Annotated in this window: 19 protein-coding genes and 2 pseudogenes; 14 read left to right on the forward strand and 7 right to left on the reverse strand. The window is 60.1% G+C overall.

The features are described 5' to 3' along the window. Nucleotides 1-60: 60 nt before the first annotated feature. Genes ACWNZ1_RS15350 through ACWNZ1_RS15360 form a run of 3 tightly spaced genes read left to right on the forward strand, consistent with a single transcriptional unit; the run spans nt 61 to nt 1407 of the window. Nucleotides 61-660: a CoA pyrophosphatase gene (locus tag ACWNZ1_RS15350; protein WP_135847016.1), complete on the forward strand. Its 600-nt coding sequence runs from the start codon at nt 61-63 to the stop codon at nt 658-660. Between the two features lie 16 nt (nt 661-676). Beyond that, entirely contained in the window at nt 677-1201 is a 525-nt protein-coding gene (locus ACWNZ1_RS15355; protein WP_256453696.1) for a gamma carbonic anhydrase family protein, read from the forward strand. Next, nucleotides 1198-1407: a DUF1289 domain-containing protein gene (locus ACWNZ1_RS15360; protein WP_135847014.1), complete on the forward strand. Its 210-nt coding sequence runs from the start codon at nt 1198-1200 to the stop codon at nt 1405-1407. The genes ACWNZ1_RS15355 and ACWNZ1_RS15360 overlap by 4 nt, the downstream gene beginning before the upstream one ends. Before the next feature lie 148 nt (nt 1408-1555). Here the strand turns inward: ACWNZ1_RS15360 and ACWNZ1_RS15365 are convergent, their stop codons facing one another. Further along, entirely contained in the window at nt 1556-2194 is a 639-nt protein-coding gene (locus tag ACWNZ1_RS15365; protein ID WP_256453695.1) for a Pr6Pr family membrane protein, read from the reverse strand. A gap of 9 nt (nt 2195-2203) precedes the next feature. Beyond that, nucleotides 2204-2434 carry a VF530 family protein gene (locus ACWNZ1_RS15370; RefSeq protein ID WP_135847012.1) on the reverse strand — a complete coding sequence of 77 codons (231 nt, stop codon included), beginning with the start codon at nt 2432-2434 and terminating at the stop codon, nt 2204-2206. Between the two features lie 532 nt (nt 2435-2966). Between ACWNZ1_RS15370 and ACWNZ1_RS15375 the strand changes: the two genes are divergently transcribed. Further along, complete coding sequence (locus ACWNZ1_RS15375) at nt 2967-5381, forward strand: glucose/quinate/shikimate family membrane-bound PQQ-dependent dehydrogenase (RefSeq protein WP_135847011.1); 2415 nt, start codon at nt 2967-2969, stop codon at nt 5379-5381. A 195-nt stretch (nt 5382-5576) separates the two neighbouring features. Here ACWNZ1_RS15375 and purT read toward each other — a convergent pair whose 3' ends face one another. The 4 genes from purT to ACWNZ1_RS15395 all read right to left on the reverse strand — a co-directional run bounded on the left by purT (nt 5577) and on the right by ACWNZ1_RS15395 (nt 8806). After that, nucleotides 5577-6758, reverse strand: a complete 1182-nt coding sequence (gene purT, locus ACWNZ1_RS15380) for a formate-dependent phosphoribosylglycinamide formyltransferase (protein ID WP_063324546.1) — start codon at nt 6756-6758, stop codon at nt 5577-5579. Nucleotides 6759-6860: 102 nt separating this feature from the next. Continuing rightward, nucleotides 6861-7328 carry a VUT family protein gene (locus ACWNZ1_RS15385; RefSeq protein WP_135847009.1) on the reverse strand — a complete coding sequence of 156 codons (468 nt, stop codon included), beginning with the start codon at nt 7326-7328 and terminating at the stop codon, nt 6861-6863. A gap of 133 nt (nt 7329-7461) precedes the next feature. Next, nucleotides 7462-8247, reverse strand: a complete 786-nt coding sequence (locus tag ACWNZ1_RS15390) for a siderophore-interacting protein (protein ID WP_256453694.1) — start codon at nt 8245-8247, stop codon at nt 7462-7464. Further along, nucleotides 8240-8806: a PadR family transcriptional regulator gene (locus ACWNZ1_RS15395; RefSeq protein ID WP_135847007.1), complete on the reverse strand. Its 567-nt coding sequence runs from the start codon at nt 8804-8806 to the stop codon at nt 8240-8242. Before ACWNZ1_RS15395 ends, ACWNZ1_RS15390 begins: the two co-directional genes overlap by 8 nt. 429 nt (nt 8807-9235) lie before the next feature. On the opposite strand from ACWNZ1_RS15395, the gene ACWNZ1_RS15400 reads away from it, so the two are divergent. The 9 genes and pseudogenes from ACWNZ1_RS15400 to ACWNZ1_RS15440 all read left to right on the forward strand — a co-directional run bounded on the left by ACWNZ1_RS15400 (nt 9236) and on the right by ACWNZ1_RS15440 (nt 18064). Next, nucleotides 9236-9721 (forward strand): CS1 type fimbrial major subunit, encoded by a 486-nt coding sequence (locus ACWNZ1_RS15400; protein WP_256453693.1) that lies wholly within the window; start codon nt 9236-9238, stop codon nt 9719-9721. A 126-nt stretch (nt 9722-9847) separates the two neighbouring features. Next, nucleotides 9848-11338 (forward strand): annotated as a pseudogene (locus ACWNZ1_RS15405) (TcfC E-set like domain-containing protein); the annotation flags it as partial. Between the two features lie 11 nt (nt 11339-11349). Continuing rightward, nucleotides 11350-12614, forward strand: a pseudogene (locus ACWNZ1_RS15410) (hypothetical protein). Nucleotides 12615-12830: 216 nt separating this feature from the next. Then, nucleotides 12831-14030 carry a hypothetical protein gene (locus ACWNZ1_RS15415; protein ID WP_265073112.1) on the forward strand — a complete coding sequence of 400 codons (1200 nt, stop codon included), beginning with the start codon at nt 12831-12833 and terminating at the stop codon, nt 14028-14030. Between the two features lie 67 nt (nt 14031-14097). Then, nucleotides 14098-15333, forward strand: coding sequence for a hypothetical protein (locus ACWNZ1_RS15420; RefSeq protein ID WP_256453691.1), 1236 nt, complete (start codon nt 14098-14100; stop codon nt 15331-15333). A 61-nt stretch (nt 15334-15394) separates the two neighbouring features. Next, entirely contained in the window at nt 15395-16138 is a 744-nt protein-coding gene (locus tag ACWNZ1_RS15425) for a molecular chaperone (protein WP_256453690.1), read from the forward strand. A gap of 47 nt (nt 16139-16185) precedes the next feature. Continuing rightward, nucleotides 16186-16668: a CS1 type fimbrial major subunit gene (locus ACWNZ1_RS15430; protein ID WP_256453689.1), complete on the forward strand. Its 483-nt coding sequence runs from the start codon at nt 16186-16188 to the stop codon at nt 16666-16668. Between the two features lie 214 nt (nt 16669-16882). Beyond that, nucleotides 16883-17380, forward strand: a complete 498-nt coding sequence (locus ACWNZ1_RS15435; protein WP_256453688.1) for a CS1 type fimbrial major subunit — start codon at nt 16883-16885, stop codon at nt 17378-17380. Nucleotides 17381-17569: 189 nt separating this feature from the next. Then, on the forward strand, nt 17570-18064 hold the full coding sequence (locus tag ACWNZ1_RS15440; protein ID WP_256453687.1) for a CS1 type fimbrial major subunit: 495 nt from the start codon (nt 17570-17572) through the stop codon (nt 18062-18064). A gap of 21 nt (nt 18065-18085) precedes the next feature. On the opposite strand, the gene ACWNZ1_RS15445 is transcribed toward ACWNZ1_RS15440, so the two are convergent. After that, nucleotides 18086-21193 carry a transglycosylase domain-containing protein gene (locus ACWNZ1_RS15445; protein WP_135847000.1) on the reverse strand — a complete coding sequence of 1036 codons (3108 nt, stop codon included), beginning with the start codon at nt 21191-21193 and terminating at the stop codon, nt 18086-18088. Between the two features lie 512 nt (nt 21194-21705). Between ACWNZ1_RS15445 and ACWNZ1_RS15450 the strand changes: the two genes are divergently transcribed. Then, complete coding sequence (locus tag ACWNZ1_RS15450) at nt 21706-23127, forward strand: amino acid permease (protein WP_135846999.1); 1422 nt, start codon at nt 21706-21708, stop codon at nt 23125-23127. Nucleotides 23128-23222 lie beyond the last annotated feature (95 nt).

Below are 23222 nucleotides of genomic sequence, written 5' to 3' on the forward strand. Positions count from 1 at the left end.
GGTTGGGCCCCTTGCTTGATTGGTGCATGATGCAAGGTAGCGAATAAATCGAGAAGTCTCATGCTGGACGAGCTACTGCATCGAGTAAGCAACCATACCCCGCGAACCCTGGAGACCGACCGACGTTTTCCTGAAGCGGCGGTGCTGGTGCCGATTACCCGCAGTGATGAACCGGAACTGGTCCTTACCCTGCGCGCCAGCGGTCTCTCGACCCATGGCGGCGAAGTGGCGTTCCCCGGCGGGCGTCGCGACCCGGAAGACCCGGACCTGATTTTCACCGCCCTGCGCGAAGCCGAGGAAGAAATCGGCCTGCCCCCCGGCCTGGTGGAAGTGATCGGTCCCCTCAGCCCGCTGATCTCACTGCACGGCATCAAGGTCACGCCTTATGTCGGGGTGATTCCCGATTACGTCGAGTACCAGGCCAACGATGCCGAGATCGCCGCGGTGTTCAGCGTGCCGCTGGAGTTTTTCCGCAAGGATCCCCGTGAGCACACGCACCGCATCGATTACCAGGGTTGCAGCTGGTACGTGCCCAGCTATCGCTTTGGCGAATACAAGATCTGGGGCCTGACGGCGATCATGGTGGTCGAGCTGGTGAACCTGTTGTACGACGCTGGCATCGATCTGCACACACCGCCCAAGAGTTTCATCAATACCTGAAGCCCCGAGGATTCCCATGAAATACCGCCTGGGCGATGCCCATGTCGAAACCCACCCACAAAGCTGGGTCGCGCCCAACGCCACGCTGGTGGGCAAGGTCCGCCTCGAAGAGGGCGCCAACGTCTGGTTCAACGCGGTACTGCGCGGCGACAACGAGCTGATCCTGATCGGCAAGAACAGCAATGTGCAGGACGGCACGGTGATGCACACCGACATGGGCTACCCGCTGACCATCGGCACTGGCGTGACCATCGGCCATAACGCCATGCTCCACGGCTGCACGGTGGGCGACTACAGCCTCATCGGCATCAACGCGGTGATCCTCAACGGCGCGAAGATCGGCAAGAACTGCATTATCGGCGCCAATGCGCTGATCGGCGAAAACAAAGAGATCCCCGATGGCTCGCTGGTGATGGGCTCGCCCGGCAAGGTGGTGCGGGAATTGACCGAGGCCCAGAAGAAAATGCTCGAAGCCAGCGCGGCCCACTACGTCCACAACGCGCAGCGCTATGCCCGCGACCTCGCTGAGCAAGAACAATGAATGCCCCCGAACGCCCGGTGCCTTCGCCCTGCGTGAACATCTGCGCGCTGGACGATGACGACATCTGCACCGGCTGCCAGCGCACCGTGGCGGAAATCACCCGTTGGAGTCGGATGGACAACGAGGAACGGCGCAGTGTCTTGGCGTTGTGTCATGAACGGGCCAAGAGCAGTGGGCTGGTGTGGATGTTGCCGGTGAGGCGGTGACTGTGGATACAAATCCCTGTGGGAGCCAAACCTGTGGGAGCAAGGCTTGCCCGCGATGAACGATAACGCGGTCCATCTGAAAGACCAGGGTGCCTGCATCGCGAGCAAGCTTTGCTCCCACAGGTTGGCTCTCAGCTTCCACAGGCTTCTATTTCAGCCCCAACCACCGATCCACTCCCACCACCGCCAACGCAATCCCGACAAACCCGGCCAATATCCCCCCGGCATTGATGAACACCTGTGGATAACCCAGGGTCGCCACATCAGTAAAAGGGTAGGGGTAGGCCGCCAGTAATTCCCCGCGCAGCAGGAGCCAGGCGAAATACACCAAGGGGTAGATCACCCAAAGCCCGATGTGGCCCAGACGCAAGGTCCCTTTTGGCACAGAGAGCCACCAATAGGCGAGGTACATCAACGGCACCACGTCGTGCAGTAACTCGTCGGCCACGAACTGCCAGCCTTCGGGTTGCCACAGGTGCCGCAGCAGCAGGTTATAGGCCAGGCTGACCAGGGCGATGCTCACGGCGATGCCACTGCGCACGCCGGGCAGCAGGAACCAGCGCCGCGCCGCAGATTTGCGAGGGGTCAGTTCCCAGGTCAGCACCACCGCCACCAGGGTGTTGGTCACCACCGTGAAAAAACTGAAGAAGTTCACCAGCCCGCCCAGCAGGCTTGCCCCCAGTTCCCACCGGCCCAACAGAATCAGGTACAGCTGGACGCTCAAACCGGTCCAGCCGAGCAACGCCGCCACCGCCACGAGCTGCGCGGGACGAAGACGCAGATCCATGGCCACGGCTCAGACTGGCCGCTTGGTGCGCATCAACTTGATGTACAGGCGCTCGACTTTCTCCCGCGCCCACGGCGTCTTGCGCAGGAAGGTCAGGCTCGACTTGATGCTCGGGTCGCTCTTGAAGCAACGGATATCGATGCGCTCGGCCAGCCCCGACCATTCGTAGTGCTGCACCAGGGCGTTGAGGATCTGCTCCAGCGTCACGCCGTGCAGCGGGTTGTTGTTCGGTTCGTTCATGGCAGGCCTTTGCGCGAAAAGGGTGTAAAGCCGCGCACCTTAGCCGAGGTGCCCCTGTGGTGGAAGCATAGCCTTCATCATCTCGTCTCAAGGCCTGGATCGTGCCCGGCACACTGTTACCAAAACCGAAATGATCCATGTCAACAAAAGCGCTTTCTCTATTGAGAACAGAACATTATCCTTGCGCCGCCTGCTGAAACGCTTCTTCTGTTGTGGCGAAGCTTCTGCGTTCAGCTCATTTCCAGTCAAAGATCAAAGAAAGCCTTCTCTATGCTCAAGGTTCAGACTCTGAAAGACAGCGCTGTCTTTGGGCGCATGACGAACGACTTTCTGTGGGAGTGGGCTTGCTCGCGAAGACGATTTCACCTCCGGCGTAGAAGTCGCCTGACACACCGCTTTCGCGAGCAAGCCCGCTCCCACAATGGTCCGCGTCCACCCAATTACCTTTTTTACTGAACCATGCCCCCGCAAGATCGTCATCTACAGTGACTACTTGCGCGGGACTCCTTAAAACGTCACGGAGAATCACACTATGAGCACTGAGGGTGCTTTGAGTCGAAGCCGTCTGCTACCGAGCCTGCTCGGCATTCTGCTTCTATTGATGGGCCTGGCCCTGTTGGCCGGGGGAGTCAAGCTGAGCACGCTTGGCGGCTCGTGGTATTACCTGCTGGCCGGTATCGGCCTGGCGCTGACCGGCGTGCTGCTGATCATGGCCCGTCGTGCGGCCCTGGGCCTGTACGCGCTGGTGCTGTTCGCCAGCACCGTGTGGGCGTTGTGGGAAGTGGGCCTGGATTGGTGGCAACTGGTGCCGCGCCTGGCGATGCTGTTTGCCCTGGGCATCGTCATGTTGCTGCCGTGGTTCCGCCGCCCGCTGTTGAGCGCCGATGCCCCGGCCACGGGAACCCGCGCATTGGGTGCCGCCGTGGTCATCGCCGGTGTCGCCGCCCTCGCCAGCCAGTTCACCAACCCGGGCGAGATCAAGGGCCAACTGGACCGCGACAGCGTGCCAGGGATGACCAACACTGCACCGGCGATGCCGGACGGCGACTGGAATTCCTATGGCCGCAGCGCCCATGGCGATCGTTACTCGCCGCTGGCGCAGATCACCCCCGAGAACGTCAGCAAACTAGTGCCGGCCTGGACCTATCGCACCGGCGACCTGCCAGGGCCGAACGATCCGGGTGAGACCACCGCGGAAAATACCCCGCTGAAGGTCAACGGCATGCTCTACGTGTGCACGCCCCACAGTCAGGTGATTGCCCTGGAGCCGGAAACCGGCAAGGAAATCTGGCGTTTCGATCCGAAGCTTTCCACGCAAAAAGCCGAAAACTTCAAGGGGTGGGCCCACATGACCTGCCGTGGCGTGACCTATCACGATGACGCCGCCTACGCCTCGGCCGAACAGAGCCCCACCGGCACTGCCAGCACCACGCCGGCCAGCACCTCGTGCCCACGGCGGATCTTCCTGCCGACCGCCGATACCCGTCTGATCGCCCTCAACGCCGACACCGGCAAGATGTGCGAAGACTTCGGCGACAAAGGCCAGGTCGACCTGACCGCCAACATCGGTGGCTTCACGGCGGGCGGTTACTACTCGACATCGCCACCGGCAGTCACCCAAAACCTGGTAGTGATTGGCGGCCACGTCACCGATAACGTCTCCACCGACGAGCCAAGCGGTGTGATCCGCGCCTACGACGTACACACCGGCAAACTGGTGTGGAACTGGGACAGCGGCAAACCGGATGACACCACGCCGATTGCCGAAGGCCAGACCTACACCCGCAACTCACCGAACATGTGGTCGATGTTCAGCGTCGATGAAAAACTCGGCATGCTCTACCTGCCGATGGGCAACCAGACCCCCGACCAGTTCGGTGGTAACCGCACGCCGGAATCGGAAAAATACGCCGCTGGCCTGACCGCCCTGGACATCGCCACCGGCAAGGTGCGCTGGTACTTCCAGTTCACCCACCACGACCTGTGGGACATGGACGTCGGCGGTCAACCGACCCTGATGGACCTGAAGACCGCCGACGGTGTGAAACCGGCTGTGTTGGCTTCCACCAAGCAAGGCAGCATCTACGTGCTCGACCGTAGCAACGGCCAGCCGATCGTGCCGATCAAGGAAATCCCGGTGCCGCAAGGCGCGGTGGAAGGCGATCACACTTCGCCGACTCAGCCGATGTCTGACCTGAACTTCGTGCCGCCGGTCCTTCAGGAACGGGACATGTGGGGCGTGACCCCGTTCGACCAGATGCTGTGCCGGATCGATTTCAAGTCGCTGCGCTATGACGGCATGTTCACGCCGCCATCGCTGCAAGGCTCGATCGTCTATCCAGGTAACTTCGGCGTGTTTGACTGGGGCGGCATTTCGGTTGACCCAGTGCGCCAGATCGCCTTCGTCAACCCGAGCTACATGGCGTTCAAGTCCAAGCTCGTACCGGCGGCAGAAGTGGCCGGTGGTCCGGGTCGCAAGAGCGAGACCGAAGGCGTACAGCCGAACAAGGGCGCGCCCTATGGCGTGATCCTCGAAGCGCTGCTCTCGCCCATGGGCTTGCCTTGCCAGGCGCCTGCGTGGGGTTATGTCGCGGCGGTGGACCTGACCAACAATAAAACCCTGTGGAAGCACAAGAACGGCACCGTGCGTGACAGCTCGCCGGTACCGATCCCGCTGAGCATGGGCGTACCGAGCCTGGGTGGCCCGTTCACCACCGCCAGCGGCCTGGCGTTCCTGAGCGGCACCCTCGACCAGTACCTGCGTGCCTATGACGTGAAAAACGGCAAGCAACTGTGGGAAGGCCGCCTGCCAGCCGGCGCCCAGACCACGCCGATGACCTACACCGGCAAGGACGGCAAGCAATACGTGCTGGTCGTTGCCGGTGGTCATGGTTCCCTGGGCACCAAGCAGGGTGACTATGTGATCGCGTACAAGCTGCCGGATTAAGCAAAACCGGCGCTCATGAAAAAGGCGACACCTTTGCGGGTGTCGCCTTTTTCTTTAGCCCGATGTCACCCCAAGTTAACTGTGGGAGCAAAGCTTGCTCGCGATGCTGGCGCCCTGGTCTTCAGGTGGACCGCGTTATCGTTCATCGCGGGCAAGCCTTGCTCCCACAGATCACCATGAGGCAAGCGATACTGCTTACAACTCGATCTTCACCGCCTGGGACGCCCGGGTCGCCTTGGCGCGGGCGGCTTCGATGGATTCGTCGCGGGCCAGGGCCACGCCCAGGCGGCGCTGGCCGTTGACTTCCGGCTTGCCGAACAGGCGCAGGGCGGTGTCCGGTTCGCTCAGGGCGGCGCCGAGGTTGGCGAAGGCGGTCTGGGTCGACTGACCTTCCACCAGGATCACCGCCGAGGCCGATGGGCCGAACTGACGGATCAGCGGGATCGGCAGGCCGAGGATGGCGCGGGCGTGCAGGGCGAACTGCGACAGGTCCTGGGAAATCAGCGTCACCAGCCCGGTGTCGTGGGGGCGCGGCGAAACTTCGCTGAACCACACCTGATCACCTTTGATGAACAGCTCGACGCCAAACAGGCCGCGACCACCCAGGGCCTCGGTCACTGCCTTGGCCACGCGCTCGGATTCGGCCAGGGCCACCGGGCTCATGGCTTGCGGCTGCCAGGACTCCTGATAGTCGCCCTTTTCCTGACGGTGGCCGACCGGCGCGCAGAAGGTGGTGCCGCCGACATGACGCACGGTGAGCAGGGTGATTTCATAGTCGAAATCGATGAAGCCTTCGATGATCACCCGGCCCTTGCCGGCACGGCCGCCTTCTTGGGCGTAGTCCCAGGCTTTCTGCACGTCATCGGCACTGCGCAGCAGGCTCTGGCCTTTGCCCGAGGAACTCATCACCGGTTTGACCACGCAGGGGAAACCTAGGGTTTCGACGGCCTTGCGGTAGTCTTCGACGGTGTCGGCGAAGAAGTACGGCGAAGTCGGCAGCCCCAGCTCTTCGGCGGCCAGGCGCCGGATGCCTTCACGGTTCATGGTCAACTGCGCGGCACGGGCGGTAGGGATCACGGTGAAGCCTTCGGCTTCCAGTTCCACCAGGGTGGCGGTGGCGATGGCTTCGATTTCCGGCACGATGAAATGCGGCTTCTCGGCCTCGATCACCGCACGCAGGGCGGCGCCGTCGAGCATGTTGATCACATGGCTGCGGTGGGCCACTTGCATGGCCGGCGCGTTGGCGTAGCGATCCACGGCAATCACTTCAACGCCCAGGCGCTGCAGTTCGATTACCACTTCCTTGCCCAGCTCACCGCTGCCACACAACAAAACGCGGGTCGCGGTGGGCGACAATGGAGTTCCGATACGGGTCATCTGAAGGTCCTCAAACAGGAGCGGATCATCGCGGGTTGCGCGCCGGGCGAGCTTCCCATAGGGAGAAAGCGCGGCATTTTACATGAACCACGGGGTTTGGCTTCAGCCGGCGACGGTTTGCTTGCGTAAACGCCAGGCCATGATCAGCCAGACCACCGTGACCCCGGCGAATTTCGAGGCCAGGGCGGTGATCACCACGGGCGGCGTCAGCGCGTCGATCAGGCCGAAAAAGATAAAGGTGTCCAGGGGAATGCTCAGGGCCGAACTGATCCACAGCCGATCATGCAGCGGACGCTTGGTGATGGTGAACACCAGCCAGTCGATGCACTCGGAGACCGCGAACGCCGTGGCGCTGGCCAGGGCGATGGTCGGGTCCGAGGTGACATAAGACAACACCAGCGCCGCCAGCATCGCCACGATGGCGCCATGGCCGAAGCGGGTCTGCACCATGTCCCGCAGGATAAACACCAAGCCGCCCCAGGCCGACCAGATGATGTCCAGGTGCGGTGCGGCGGAGAATGCATAGTTGATCAGCACGACGCTGGCGATGTAGGCGAGCAGGAAAAGCATGGGGCGGGGTACCTGGTGGAGTTTTGATCAAGCATTCAAGAGCAACGATAGCCCTGTGGGAGCAAAGCTTGCTCCCACACAAGTGTGCACGGTCAGTGGTGCAGGGTACTTTAGCAGGCCAGCACGCCGCACCTCATTCCTCCTCACTCCCCTCCGCCTTCCAATACCCCACCGCCTTCAAGAACTCCTGATCCACCCCCTTCTCCTCGAGCAACACCTTGCGAATCTGCCGCGATACCTTGCTCTCGGTGGCGACCCAGGCGTACAGCTTGCCACTGGGCATTTCCAGCTGTTGCACGGTGGTCAGCAGGTTGTCCCGGCGACCTTCGCGCAGCACCCAGATCACCTGCACGTGTGCCGGGCTCTGGAGAATCTGCTGCTCGGCGCCGTTTTCCACTTCCACCACCACCAGCGCCCGGCGGTTGGGCGCCAGGCCTTCGAGGCGGCGGGCGATGGCGGGGAGGGCGGTTTCGTCGCCGATTAGCAGGTAGCTGTCGAAGATGTCCGGCACGATCATCGAACCCCGTGGCCCGCCGATGTTGAGGTATTGCCCGGGCGTCGCCTGGGTCGCCCAGGTCGCGGCAGGGCCGTCGCCGTGGAGCACGAAATCGATGTCCAGCTCCAGGGTGTCCAGGTCATAACGGCGCGGGGTGTAGTCGCGCATTTCCGGCATCGGGCCCTGGGCCTTGCCGGCGCTCGGGTCGATGGTGTCCAGGGCGGCGCGTTCCTCGGCATTCTGCGGGAAAAACAGCTTCACGTGATCATCCGTGCCCAGGCTGACGAACCCGGCCAGTTCCGGCCCTCCGACGGTGATGCGGCGCATGCGTGGGGTCAGGTCTTGCACGCGCAAGACTTCCAGGCGGCGGCGTTTGATCTCGTGGTTGACGCGGTGAATGGTGTTTGGATCGACTTCAGTCATTGCTTGACTCCGAAACAGGTGGACGGTCGGGGCCGTCGATGATGGCTTTGGCGGTGTCGTTGAGCAGGTCGCGCACCCGCTGGGTTTCTTCCGGGCTCCAGCGGCCGTGGTGCTTTTGCAGCGCATGTCGCAGGTTATACACCGCTTCGTGGATTTCCGGGGGGCGATCCTGTCCGCGCAACGTGCGCTTGCTGGTTTCAATGCGCATCCGCACCTCCTCCAGCGCCACGGCCTGCTCTTCAAGGGATAGACGTCCGGCGTCGGTCACGCTGTAGCATTTTTTTCCGTCGTCGACCCCGCAGGTGACCATTGAGCTCATTTCCAGGAAGGTCAGGGCCGGATAGATCACGCCGGGGCTGGGGCTGTAGGCGCCGTCGAACATCTGCTCGATCCGGCGGATCAGGTCATAACCATGGCAAGGCTGTTCGGCAATCAGCGCCAGCGACAGCAATTTCAGGTCACCGGAGGCGAAGATCCTCGGTCCACGGCTGCCACGCTCACGGACTGCCGGGCGACCTTCGAAGCCATCGTGTTTGGGAAGGGAATAAGTAACTGTCATATGCCTGTTCTCCATTCTGCATAAGATAGAATTGAGATATATCTTTATCCAAAGATGTATCTTTGATATGTTCTGGAACTAAGATGTATTTTTATTTACCGGGACTTACTTGGGTTTTGCAAAAAAACCTTACACGAATGCTCTATGTCCGGGGCCGGCAGGGATAGGGGTTGCATACATTTGTAATGATTAAGTCCCGTGTAGCCTGGTTATGTGGGTTGTTTCTGACATCCAAACTTCTTTTTTATCAAACTTAGTGTCTTTTTCTCTATTTCATATACCGGATGTACTACGCGCTTGTGGGAAAGTGCCTGCTTATTTTTTATTAAAGAGAGCCGATCATGCCCCGGCGTTGAAGGGACAGGCCAAGCGGTTGTTGGGCTGCAACTTCAACCCTTCTCTTTATGCTTAAGAACAGGTGTTAACAACATGCTCAAACAATTCGTATCCGGTACTGCTCTGGTTGCTGCTGCCCTGGGTTCTTCGGCGGCGTTCGCCGTCGACGATGCACGCTCCTCGATCCACATCACTGCGAACATCCCGACCGTGCAGTTCCATGTGCTGCCACGTGATCCGAACTTCGGTAAAGACGAGGTCATGAACTACAACCTCGTCGCTGGCACCTTGACTTCCCTGCGCCAGACCTTCGACGTGAAGAACACCAACGGTTCGGTCCATGCCTACATTGAGGGTGGCCCGGCAGCGTTGTACAACGGTCGTGATGCTATTGCCCTGACCACCAAGTTCAACGGCGTCACCCTGACCGCCACCCCTCAGGAAGTGGTCGATGATGCAACCTCCACTCCAGGTACCCAGGCTGACATGACCATCGTCGCGGCCAAGCCCCTGGATACCCAGAACGGCCTGTACACCGCTGACATGACCGTGATCTTCGACGCCGTGCCACGCCCGTGATGTCGATCGATGCCCGCTGAGTTTCACCTCGTTTAACGGGTATTGCCGCAGGCCGTCCGGCGCTCCCCCGCCGGGCGGCCCGCACCTGAAACGCCCTGATCGTTCGCTGATTATGAGAATCCGTTGATGTTTCCGATGACACCCATCGCGGGTGCCCTCGCGCTATGTTTGTGCGCGAGTGCATTGGCTGCGCCGACTGCCCCCGGCACCACACCCAGAAGCCTGCTAGCCCAGGCCAAGGGGCTGCCGGCCGAGTTTGAATCGCACTTTTTCGATGTGCCTCTGGCGGTTCGTGTCGAACTCAATCAACAGTATCTCGGTGAAGCCATGGTGGTCTTGACCCGGGATGATCGTATTACCCTGCTCGAATTCAACGACACGCAGGACAGCCCGATAAAAGCTGTCGAGCGCGAGCAATGGGAACAGCATCTCAAGCAAGGACCACAGTTGGGCGCCTGTGAAGACAAATGCCCATCCGGACTGCTGGCTGTGCACTACAGCCTGGAAAATTCATTGGTGTCGATCCTGACCAGGGACGTGGAGCGAGCCAACGAAATCAAGCGTTACCACGATCAGCCGGAAGGCGGCAGCCTCGGCCTGATCTTCAACAACCAACTGAACATCAATGGCGGCCAGGAGCAGGACACGGGCGGGCGTTATGGCCTCAACGCCAGTTCCAGCCTGGGCAACTGGAGCCAGTCATTGGACCTTCAGCTTTCGCGTCTTGGCGGCCCGGACGACAAGCTGTACCACGCCGTCCATGAGCTTTACACCCAACGGGAGATGGAAGGGAGTTTTTTCCGCCTGGGTTATTTCACCCCCAGTTCCGATGGCTTGAACCGTCAGATCCGTGCGTTCGGTGCCAACCCGGACACCGCACTCGGCGTGATGTACGGCAGCTCCGACAGCCTGGTGATGGAGAATCCCAAACCTAGCGTCTACCCCATTTATGTCACCGCCAGCCGTCAGGCTTCGGTGGAGATCTATCGCAACGGCCTGCTGATCAATACTCAGGCGGTCAGTGCCGGTTTGCAGAGCCTGGACACCCGGCCCTTGCCCGGCGGCATCTATGAAGTGGAAGTGCGCCTGGTCGAGGACGGGCAAACCACCGCCACCAGCCAGGAGCTGGTCTACAAGCCCAATAATTGGAGCAATTCCGAGGATCGCTGGCGCTACAACCTGTTCGCCGGGCGCGAAACCAGGCTCTGGAGCAACTGGGAAGACCAGCCCTCGGGTTTCACCACGGCAGGCGTGGGCCTCAATTACCTGCTGCATCCCCGGGTGATCCTCGGTGCCTCCACGCGCCAGGTGCAGGACAAACTGCAAGTGGGCACCTCGGTGGACTGGACGCTGGGCAGCAACACCAGCCTGTACGCCAACGTCTATCAGACCCAGCAGTACGGCACCGGCATGGACGTGCAAGGCCTGTACAGCTACGGCCAGGGCAGCATCGTGGCGAGCCACAACCGCAGCTGGCTGGACACCCGTAACACCTATGAAACCCTGGCGGACGGCACCCGCATCCGCCAACGCAATGTGTTCGTCGGCCAGACCAGCAATTCCTCGCTGTCGGTCAACCATCGCTTGAGCAACAAGACCTCTATCAATGGACGGTTGAGGTTGTATTGATGAAATGTTTATCGACGGCAGGACGCGGCATGGTTTCGGTGTTGTTTGCCGCGCTCCTTGCTGGTCTATCAACGGCTAATGCCGCTACCAGGGAAATCACCGCAGTATTCCGGCCCGATCCGGCGAAGCCTATGGACAATAAATTCGTCAATACCACGCTGGTTTCGGGGTTTTGTCACACATTCCCGGCACAATGTGCCGCCGAGGGCCTATTTAGTATGTTGGTGAGGGGGCTGGATTTTGAGTCATCCGGTCCCATTCAACCCGATCAGCCAGACATCCGTCAGGGGGCCATGGTCACGATACCGGGTGGCTGGCGAACGATGCAGATCGTTAATTCGGCGACTGGCGAAAGTGAGGAGCTTTCCGTGCGCATCGCTGGTTGGGGGGGGGGTACACCTTGTCCGAGAGTGTGATCGACATCGTCGGGGGGGGGGGGAGTATCTACGAGGGCCACGAAAAACTATGGGTAGGAGGTAATTGGCGGCGTGCCCCCCAGCCATGCAGAGCCACTTCGGTAAGTAACCACTTCGGTTTTACCGGTTTTGAGTTTTTCTGGATAACCCCGGAACAGGATGTGACGTGCGCCAAGCAAACCAAATATCTGATTCCGGGATTCAAATATTCACAGATGAATCTTGCCTACGAATTGCGCACGCCCAACCCGTTGAAAATGTCGACGGGGCATTACACGGGGTCGATTACTTATAGCGTTGGGCCGGGACAGGACTTCGACATGGGCGACATCATGCTCCCGAACGACTCGGCGCTCACCCTCAATTTCAATCTCGAAGTCCAGCACACCCTCAAAGTCGAAGTCCCCCCCGGCGGCAACCGTGTCGACCTGGAGCCCCAGGAAGGCTGGCAAGCCTGGCTCAACAGCGGGCGCAAACCGACCCGGCTGTTCCGTGACCAACGCTTTCATATCTCGGCCTCCTCGCGTTTCAAGATGGCCCTCGAATGCCAATACGTCAGCGGCAATACCTGCGCGGTCGCGGAACCCGACACCGGCCATGCCGTGCCGGTGGATGTCAGCGTCAGCCTGCCCGAGGGCTTGACCGACGCCGCTGGGCAACCGGTCAACCGGCGTCGGCTACTGCGTGATGGCAGTGGCACCGAACTGTTCCAGCCGGGTTTTTATGTCGAGCGTCGATCAGGGACCCTGCACTTCGAAGTAGGGCGCAGTCAGGTCGAAGAGATGCTCGACAGTGGCGCCAAGGCTTATAGCGGCAATGTCACGGTGATCTGGGATTCCGAGGTATAGGCCATCCCCTGTGGGAGCGAGCCTGCTCGCGATAGCGGTGGGTCAGCTTGTCTCGATTTTGAATGTGCCGCCGTCATCGCGAGCGGGCTCGCTCCCACAGTTGGGTGGCTTACCTGTCGCAGTTTTATTGGAGTGAACATGAGTCGTTCGAACATCCTCAAGCGAGGTGTTTCTCTATATCGAGTAGCCACGGTATTTGCCTTGTTGTTTGCGGGCATGCCGACGGCCTATGCCTTGAGCCGGGATATCAGCGCAGTATTCAGGCCCGATGCCTCGAAGCCGAACCTGAATCAATTTACCAATACCACGCCGGTCTCTGGTTACTGCACCTTCTTTCCGACGGATTGCGCAGCGACGAAGATATTCAGCATTCAGTTGCCTATCACATTCAATTCGGTCAGCCCTATCCAGGCGAATCATACCGACTATCGGCAAGGGGCAACGTTCAAGGTGCCCGCCGAGTGGCGTACCGCACAGGTGACTCATGCGGGTACGGGTGAAACCGAAACCGTTGAAGTGCGCTTTTCAGGGATCGGCTCGAGATATCGACTTCCAACGAGCGTCCTGAATCTCATAGGTAATCCGGATATTGACATTACATTGGCCCATAACCGGTTATGGGGTGGGTATGGGAATAGTTGGGTGAATCCCCCCCCACCTTGCGGATATACCGGTCATGGGGGCTTGAACGCGACTACATACCGTTTTTTTTGGAAAACCCGGGTCGAAGCTGCGTGCTCCAAAAAAGCTAGTTTTTTGATCCCGAGCTTTACCTACGATTATCTGGATTTTGCCTACGAGTTGCGGACCCCAAACCCTCTGAAAATGTCGAGCGGTCTCTACACGGGGTCGTTGACTTACAGCGTTGGACCGGGCCAGGACCTTGACATGGGTGATGTCATGATCCCTTCCGATCCGATCCTCACCCTTGATTTCAGGTTGACTGTTGAGCACACCCTCAAGATCGAAGTACCCCCCGGCGGCAACCGGGTCGACCTGGAGCCCCAGGAAGGCTGGCAATCCTGGCTCAACAGCGGGCGCAAACCGACCCGGCTGTTCCGTGACCAACGCTTCCATATCTCGGCGTCCTCGCGTTTCAAGATGGCGCTCGAATGCCAATACGTCAGCGGCAATACCTGCGCGATTTCCAAAACCGCCACCGGCCATGCCGTGCCGGTGGATGTCGGCGTCAGCCTGCCCGATGGCTTGACCGACGCCGCCGGGCAACCGGTCAACCGTCGCCGGTTACTGCGCGACGGCAGTGGTACCGAACTGTTCCAGCCGGGGTTTTATGTCGATCGCCGATCCGGAACCCTGCACTTTGAAGTTGCCCGCAACCACGTCGAAGACATGCTCGACAGTGGCGCGAAGGCGTACAGCGGCAACGTCACCGTGATTTGGGATTCGGAAGTTTAAAACCCTTGGTTTGCTCAACGGACGTTTTCCCCAGCCACGATTCGCTCGGATGCATGAGGTTGCCTAGATGAAACTAGAAAGGAAACTTGCAAGCGGTATGGCTACAGCGGTGTGGTTTGCCTACTTGCCGGCTGTCGAGGCCGCCACCGTGGACATTACCGCGCAATTCAGGGCCGATAGCGCAAAGCCGCAAGAGAATAGGTTCGTCAATACCACGCGAAACAGCGGTTATTGCGAACAGTTTGTCGCGCTGTGCCAGTCGGCAGGGATGTTCAGCCTGAGATTGGGCACGGCTGCTTCAGGGGGGCCTATCCAGGCCAATCATGAAGATATCCGGCAAGGTGCGATGCTCAAGGCGCCGGCCAACTGGCGTACGGTGCAGGTGACTCATTCAGGTACAGGCCACACTGAAACGCTGGAAATGCGCGTCGTTGGAATGGGCGGGGCGATCGAGCTGACACCCGACGCGCCTGACATTGTCGGAGGCGGCGTGAGTGCCGAAACCGCCTATAACATGATATTCGGCTCGACTTGGTGGCAAGCCCCGGCGCCCTGTGTGAGGCAGGGCGCCAGTCTTTCCCACGCGTGGTTCTTCTGGCGCACGCCGGTAGAGGGCGCATGCGCCAAACCGTCCCAATACCTGATCCCTCGGTTCGAGTATCAGGACCTGAGCTTCGCCTACGAGCTGCGTACGCCCAATCCCTTGAAAATGGCGGGCGGCCAGTACCGGGGCTCGCTGACGTTCGGCATCGGGCCGGGCCAGGACTTCGACTTCGGAGACGTCGTGGTCCCCAATGATTCGGCGCTCACGCTCAATTTCACACTGGATGTCGAGCATGTCCTCAAGGTTGAAATTCCACCGGGAGGAAACCGGGTTGAATTGGAGCCTCGGGAGGGCTGGAAAGCCTGGTTGAGCAACGGTAGCAAACCGACGGTGCTGTTTCGCGACCATCAGTTCCTGATCTCGACGTCTTCACCTTTCACGATGAAGCTCGAGTGTCGGTACATGGCCGGCACCGAGTGCGGTGTAACGGCACCTGGTTCCGCCATTTACTACCCGGTGGATGTCTATGTGACGCTGCCCGACGGTTTGACCAATCCCGACGGGCAACCGGTCTACCGTCGAACGGTGCCGGTTGGAAGTTTTGGCAATCCTGTTCGATTTCTCCCGCTCCGGTACATCGACCGCAAGCCCGCAACCCTGCATTTCCAGATCCGCAGCGCCAGTGTCGCGGCGATGCTGGACCGTGAGCCTGACACCTATACCGGCAGCGTTACGGTGATCTGGGACTCAGAGGTTTGAAGGGTGTGTGCCGTCCGTCCGTGTTTAGCAAGTTGCGTTTAATACATGAGGTTCAGAAGTGATGAAACATCTATTGGCATGGGTTGGTTTTTTTCTGTTTTGCAGCGCGGCCCAGGCCGGGCCGCAGATTGGTGTCGGGGTGGTCTACGACTACCTTGACGGTGACAAAAGTACCTACATGAAACGGGTGTTCAACGGGGGAACCTCCACGGCATTCGTCAAGGTCAACATCCTGGAGATTCTCTACAACGAGGATGGCAGCTACCAGGAAGTGCCCCTGCAGGACCAGGCCAGCGCTATGGCCAAGGATGGCCTGATGGCCAGTCCGGCCCGGCTGATCGTGCCGGCCAACGGCATGCAGGGCACCCGGTTGCTGTTCATGGGCAACCGCGACAAGGAGCGTTACTTCCGGGTGCGTTTCGTGCCGGTGGTGCCCGAAGCCGAGGATGAATTTGCCGTCAGTGCCGAGGAGCGCGAAGCCTACAAGAAGGAACGTGTGGCGGCGGGGGTCAAGGTCCTGGCGGGCTACGGCACGGTGTTTTTCGTGCGGCCCAAGGACACCCGTTTCGAGACGGTGATCGATGACAACGCCAATCGTTACGTGATGCGCAACAACGGCAATAGCGTCGTGGTGATCGATGAGTTCAAGGATTGCGTAGTGAAGCAGGAAAACGACTGCCGGCCGACCACCAAGCACCACGTCATGGCCGGTCGCACGTTTTCCTTCGACAAGGAGGCGGGGCGTGAATATCGCTTCACGCTGATCGAGGGCGGCAAGAGCAAAGCCGTCGAGATCAAGGGTTGACGGTTGCCGTCGCCCAACCGTCGCAGACGCCAAAGGTAATCAAAAATATGTCCAAGACACTGCTACGCCCCCTCGCGTTGACCGCCCTGATGTTGCCCTGGGCCCTGGCCTGGGGCGCGGTCGAGCGGGAAACGTTCGAACTCCACGTGACCATCCCGACGAACGATTTTTATGTGCTGCCCCTCGACCCGCAGTTGGTCCAGCGTGAGCAACGCTTGCCTTTCAGCAACATCACCAGCGAGCTCAGCCCGTTGCGCGCGACCTATGAGGTGAAGAACAGCAACGGGGCCATTGGTGCGCGCTTGGCCGAGGAGGCTTATTTATCCAATGGCCGTGAGCGTATCGATTTGAAGGTGAAGTTCAACAACGTCGAACTGACCCTGGACTCGACCCAGGTGGTGTCGGCCCTCGAGGCCAGGCCCGGACGCCAGGTGCCGCTGGAAATCGCCGCGATCAAGCCCGATGACGGCTACAGGACGGGTGAGTACTACGGCACGGTGCACATGGTGTTCGATGCAGTTGCACCGTGAGCCAGGTTCCCCGAAGGCGTCAGGGCAACGAGTCTTCTGTGGCGAGGGGATTTATCCCCTCTCGGCTGCGAAGCAGTCGTAACACAGGCGATGCGGTTTATCTGTTGCACCGCGCTGCCTGGTTTTTTTGGGGGGCTGCTGCGGTGCGACGTTTCGCAAAACACTCTCGCCACGGAATCTGCCTTTCATTTATTACAAAAAAGAGGTGTCAAGCATGTTAAAAAAAATGATATCCGCTATGACCTTGGGCGTTGCAGTTCTGAGTCCTTCATGGGCGTTGGCGGCTGATGATGCACTTACAGCCATCCATATCACCGCGAACATTCCGAACAAGCAATTCCATGTGCAGCCACGCAACCCAGACTTTGGCAGGGACGAGGTGATGCACTATGACCCTGTGAAAAACAGCTTGAGTTTCATACGCCAGACCTTTGATGTGAAGAATACCGACGGCTCGATCCACGCCTACATACAGGAGGGTGGGGCTTATCTGAACAATGGCCGGATTGATATTCCTCTGGGTGTCATCTTTAACGGCGTGTACCTCAATGGCTCGCCTCAAGAAGTCGTGGATGATGCCTCGTCCACGCCAGGCACCCAGGCCGAGATGGTCATCCGTCCTATTGGCATGCCGGTCGAACGCCAACCAGGCTTGTACACCGGCCAATTCACCGTGATTTACGATGCAGTTCCTCGGTCTTCTGCCCTGTAAGGCGCATAAAGGCTGCAGATCGTTTCAAAACTCTGCGTGGGAATACATCCCATGACGCTCTGCGTCACCCTCCTGAAGCGGAACGCGGAGCGTCCCTGGCGGCATTCCCACGCGAGAGCGTGGGAATGATCGAACCCTGTAGCTCGTAGTGCCACGGGTATTTTTTGTTTATTACTTAGAAGAACAGATATGTTTAAAAAAATAGTGTTCGTTACGGCCTGGGCTGTTGCAGCCCTGAGTCCTTCATTAGTGTTGGCCGCTGATGATGCGCGCGCCGCCATCCATATCACCGCGAACATTCCGAACAAGCAGTTTCATGTGCAGCCACGGGATCCGGAGTTTGGTAAGAACGAGGTTATGCACTACAACCCCGTGAGCAAAAGATTGAGTCCTGTGCGCCAGATGTTCGATGTGAAGAACACCGACGGTTCGGTCCATGCTTACATTGATGGGTCAAACTGGTTGGACAATGGCCGTAATCGACCGATTTTTATTGCCGTCATGTTCAACAACGTTTATCTGAACCACTTGCCGCAGGAAGTGGTAGATGACGCCACGTCCACGCCAGGCATGACGGCTGAGATGCACCTCTCCGCGCCGATTTCGATTACTCCATCCCAGTCAGGTTTTTACACCGGTAATTTCACCGTGGTATTCGACGCAGTTCCTCGGGTCAGCCTGTAACTCACCGCGCCACGCCGTGACTCATTGCCGGGCCACCAACGGCTTGCATTGGGTATGACTCCCCGGCTGCAAGTAAGGCGATAGAAACGGCGCCATGCCCTTGAGCACTTGCACCGGCAGGGCTGAGGTGAACTTGAAGTTCTGCGCCGAAGCCCCCGGGACAAAGGCGGTGAGAGTGCCGAAGTGGCTGTCGCCGATGTAGAACACAAAGGTGGCGGTGCGGTTGATCGATTTGGAGCTGATCACCCGTCCCCCGGAACCGACGGCTTCGATACGGTTGTCGCCGGTGCCGGTCTTGCCACCCATGGCCAGCGGGGTCCCGTCGGCCAGTTTGAAACTGCCGGCAACGCGTTTCGCGGTGCCGGCATCCACCACCTGGGACAGCGCGCCGCGCAGGGCCCGGGCCACTTCCACCGGCATCACCCGCTTGCCGTTATCCGGGTTGCTCACCAGCCGTGTCTCGTATGGCGTATCGACGGCAAAGTCCAGGCTGTCGACGCGCAGCGCCGGTTGGCGGATACCGTCGTTGAGGATGGTGCCTACCAGTTCCGCCAGGGCGGCAGGGCGGTCGCCGGAGCTGCCGATGGCGGTGGCCAGCGAAGGCACCAGATGGTCGAACGGGTAGCCGACTTTCTGCCAGCGCTGGTGGATGTCCAGGAACGCTTCGATTTCCAGCATGGTGCGGATGCGACTGTCCCGGGCGCTCTTGTGCCGGCTCTTGAACAGCCAGCTGTAGACCTCTTGGCGCTCGAACTCACTGGCCTTGACGATCTGGCTGAATTTGGCGTCGGGGTTGTTCAGCAGGTAGCCCATCAACCACAGGTCCAGCGGGTGGACCTTGGCGATGAAACCCTGGTCCGGCAGGTCATAGGCGCCGGGGCCGTAGCTTTGGTAGAGCCGTTCCAGGCGTTCGTCGGTCAGTTTTTCGGCGCTCTTGGCCGACTTGAGGTGTGAGCGCACGAAGAGGTTGAAGCTCTCCTGGCTGTCGCCGGGAAAGAAGTAGCGGTGCACGGCGGCCAGGCGGATCGCAGTGGGGCGCATGCCGTCGAGAAAGGTTTCAAGGCGCTGGCCAGTGTCTTTCTTCTGGTACTTCTTCCAGAACTTCAGCAGAAACGAAGTGCCCTCGCGGTCAGCGAACTGGGCCAGGTATTCCTGACGGCGCGGGTCTTTGTCGTCCTTGAGCAGTTCGGAGCTGTTGTTCGGCCCGGCGTAGGTGGCGTGGCGCACCAGGTCGCGCATCAGGCGGATGAACGGCAGGTTGATCGATTCACGCAGGGAGTCGCGCAAGGTGGGGATGCGCCCGTTGTCCTCGTTGCGGAAGTTGTGGAAGGTATGCAGCCCGCCGCCGGTAAAAAACGCCTCGCCCGGGCTGGCCGAATAGGTGCGATCCAGCGCCGCTTCAAGCATTTTCGGCAGGCTGCGGTCGCTGTTCTGGATCAGGTAGTCGACGGCCCAGCGCGAGAGGTGGTCCGGCTCGGCGACCTCGACTTTTTTCAACGCCGCCGGGGTCTCCTGGGCATAACGTTCATGCAGTTCGGCGATGATCTGCAGGTATGTGGTGAGGACCCGCAACTTGGCGGTGGAGCCCAATTCCAGTTTGCTGCCTTCGTTGATATCGAAAGGCTGGTCGGTGCTGTCGGTTTGCACGCGTACCCGCGAGCCGTCGGGGGTCAGTTCCAGCAGGGTGAAGCTGTAGCGCACCTGGGTGGTGCTGGTGGGGGTCAGCAGGCGTTCACCCATCAGGCCGATCTCGGCGGCGAACGCCGGGTCGGCCAGGCGCTTGAGGTACTCGGTGGCCTGCGCCTGCAAGTCGCTTTGCAAGGTGCTGGTGGCGGAGAGGTCCAGGCGATCGAGGTCGTATAAAGGACGGTTGAGCAGTGTGGCAAGGCGACTGCGGGCGGCGCTGATGCCTTTGTTGGTTTCGTTGGGCTGCACGGTCGGGTCCTGGACCCAGTCGCGATAGCTGACCTTGCTCGCCAGGGCCGCCTCGGCCAGCGCGCCGTCAATCACGCCGTTTTGCGCTAACAGCCGGACGTGGCTGTCGGTCAGGCGCGCCAGTTCCTCGCGGCCCTTGGACAGGTAATGGGACGGCCGGCGCTGGGCGATCATCAACGACAGCATTTCCCGCAGGGCCAGGCCTTTTTCCGCCAGGCTCTGGGGATCCGTCGCGGTGCTGAACAGGCGCTCATTGGCTCGCTTGAAATCGGCGCCGTACCAGACCCGCAGGCCCTCAGCCATACCGTGCACTTCACCATGCCCGGGCACGGCGGAGAGCGGCACGCTGTTGAGGTAGTCGCGCACGATCCGCTGCCGTGCTTCGAGGGTTTGCGGGCCCGCCTGGTAGGCGCGCACGCTGGCGGAAATCATCTGGCGGATCTTCTCCGCGCCCGACACGGTGAGGCCTTCGGGGGAGTGGCGGTACTTTTCCAGTTGTGTCGCCAGCGTACTGCCGCCGGCGGACTGCCCTGGCAAACTCAACAGCTTGGCCACTTGCGACCACGCCGCCATGCCGAAGCGCGGCCAGTCCACCGCCGGGTTGGCCAACGGTTGCTTGGGGTCGAGCAGAAAGCGGTTTTCGATAAACAACAGGCTTTGCACCACCACCGGCGGGATCGCTTCGAAACTCGCATACAGTTGCTGCGGGTACTTGAACTGATACACCGGTGCGGCGCGGCAATCGGTAATGGTCAGCCCGACCTGGATCTTCTCCGCGTAGGGCACGAACAGGCCTCTTTCGACGTAGTCCATCAAGGCCGGCGAAAAGCGCGCCTGGGCCTGGATCACATAATCGCGCTTGAGCAAGCGCGGCAGGAATTCCCCCATTGAGCTATAGCCCAACCTCCGGTCGAACGGGCCCGTACCCGGATAGACGATGGCATCGCTGGCCCCCGGCTGTACCGAATAACTCAAGGACGCGGCGTACTTGCTGATCTCTCGGGCCTGAAATCGCGACGTGCGCATTTCCTTGGCCACAGCCAGGCCGACCACTACGACGATAATCAACAGCAACAACCAAAACGCCCGCCAGCCATGTCGTGCGCGGCGTTTTTTTGGGGGTAAAGGTGCTTCTTCCATACGTTCAGTCGGGGCCATAGGAGTATTCGAATCGGTTTGCCACAAAGCGCCCATAGTCGACTGATCCATTCACGCAGATTGATCGGACTTGGTTGAAGCTTAGACGGTGGTTGGCGTGGGGGGAGGGGAAATTGTTGGCAGCCAATTCACAAGGGCTCGTTGACGTCATTGTCTAATGGGCTCCCTCGCCGCAGGCTCAACTGTGCCAAAGAGCCTTGTGCTAGAGCCATCGGATGCCGAACGCCGTCGCTGTGCCACGGCATGACGCTGCACCCTCTCTGTGCAATACTCGCCTGCGTTTACATCGCTGAAATATCTGCAATCCCAGGCAATGCATCTCCATAAACCCAGTTTTTACTGCGGCTTATCCCTGAATTTCCCTGGTTTTACAGTGAAACTCTCTATCCCTGGCTTTTTATACTGCACGACCCGCTGACCCTGAGGGCGTTGTTCTACAGGGCGGTCTGTCCACGAAGCAGACTGGTTTCGGCAAGGTGGCAGGTTTACCAACCTGCGGCTTTGGAGACTCGGTGGTTAATCCAATAACAAGACGAGGTTGTATCCCTATGCCTGTCGGCAATCATCTGCCCCATGGCGAGACCGCTCAGGGTGGTCCGCTCAAACGTGAGCTCGGTGAGCGGCATATCCGCCTGATGGCGCTTGGCGCCTGTATCGGTGTCGGGCTGTTCCTCGGGTCGGCCAAGGCCATCGAAATGGCCGGTCCGGCGATCATGCTCTCCTACATTCTTGGTGGCCTGGCGATCCTGGTGATCATGCGCGCCCTCGGTGAGATGGCCGTGCACAACCCGGTGGCCGGTTCGTTCAGCCGTTATGCCCAGGACTATCTCGGGCCGCTGGCCGGTTTCCTGACCGGTTGGAACTACTGGTTCCTGTGGCTGGTGACTTGCGTGGCGGAGATCACCGCGGTGGCGGTGTACATGGGCATCTGGTTCCCCGACGTGCCCCGCTGGATCTGGGCCCTGGCCGCACTGATCAGCATGGGCTCGATCAACCTGATCGCGGTCAAGGCCTTCGGTGAGTTCGAGTTCTGGTTCGCCCTGATCAAGATCGTGACCATCATCGCCATGGTCATCGGCGGCGTCGGCATCATCGCCTTCGGGTTTGGCAACGACGGCGTGGCCCTGGGCATTTCCAATCTCTGGACCCACGGCGGCTTCATGCCCAATGGCATGCAGGGCGTGTTGATGTCCCTGCAAATGGTGATGTTCGCTTACCTGGGCGTGGAGATGATCGGCTTGACCGCCGGTGAAGCGAAGAACCCGCAGAAAACCATCCCCAACGCGATCGGCTCGGTGTTCTGGCGGATCCTGCTGTTCTACGTTGGCGCGCTGTTCGTGATCCTCTCGATCTACCCGTGGAACGAGATTGGCACCCAGGGCAGCCCTTTCGTGATGACCTTCGAGCGCCTGGGCATCAAGACCGCCGCCGGGATCATCAACTTCGTGGTGATCACCGCGGCGCTGTCGTCCTGCAACGGCGGTATCTTCAGCACCGGGCGGATGCTCTACAGCCTGGCGCAGAACGGCCAGGCCCCGGCCGGTTTTGCCACCACCTCGGCCAACGGCGTGCCGCGCCGCGCGTTACTGCTGTCCATCGCCGCATTGCTTCTGGGTGTGCTGCTCAACTACCTGGTGCCAGAGAAAGTCTTCGTCTGGGTGACCTCCATCGCCACCTTCGGCGCGATCTGGACTTGGGTGATGATCCTGCTGGCCCAGCTCAGATTCCGTAAAAGCCTGAGCGCTTCAGAGCGTGCGGCCCTGAAATACCGCATGTGGCTTTACCCGGTCAGTTCGTACCTGGCGCTGGCGTTCCTGGTGCTGGTGGTGGGCCTGATGGCGTACTTCCCGGACACCCGCGTGGCCTTGTACGTGGGCCCGGCGTTCCTGGTGCTGCTGACGGTGCTGTTTTATACCTTCAAGTTGCAACCGACCGGTGACGTGCAGGGAGCGGTGCGTTCGGCGTCGTAAGTTAACCGCGATGTAAAACAGAGCCCCGGTCGGATGATCGGGGCTTTTTGTTGGGGCGGCCGATGTACCCACGGGCGGGGCACCTGTTAGTTCTT

Source organism: Pseudomonas sp. CFBP 5748, from assembly GCF_053850495.1.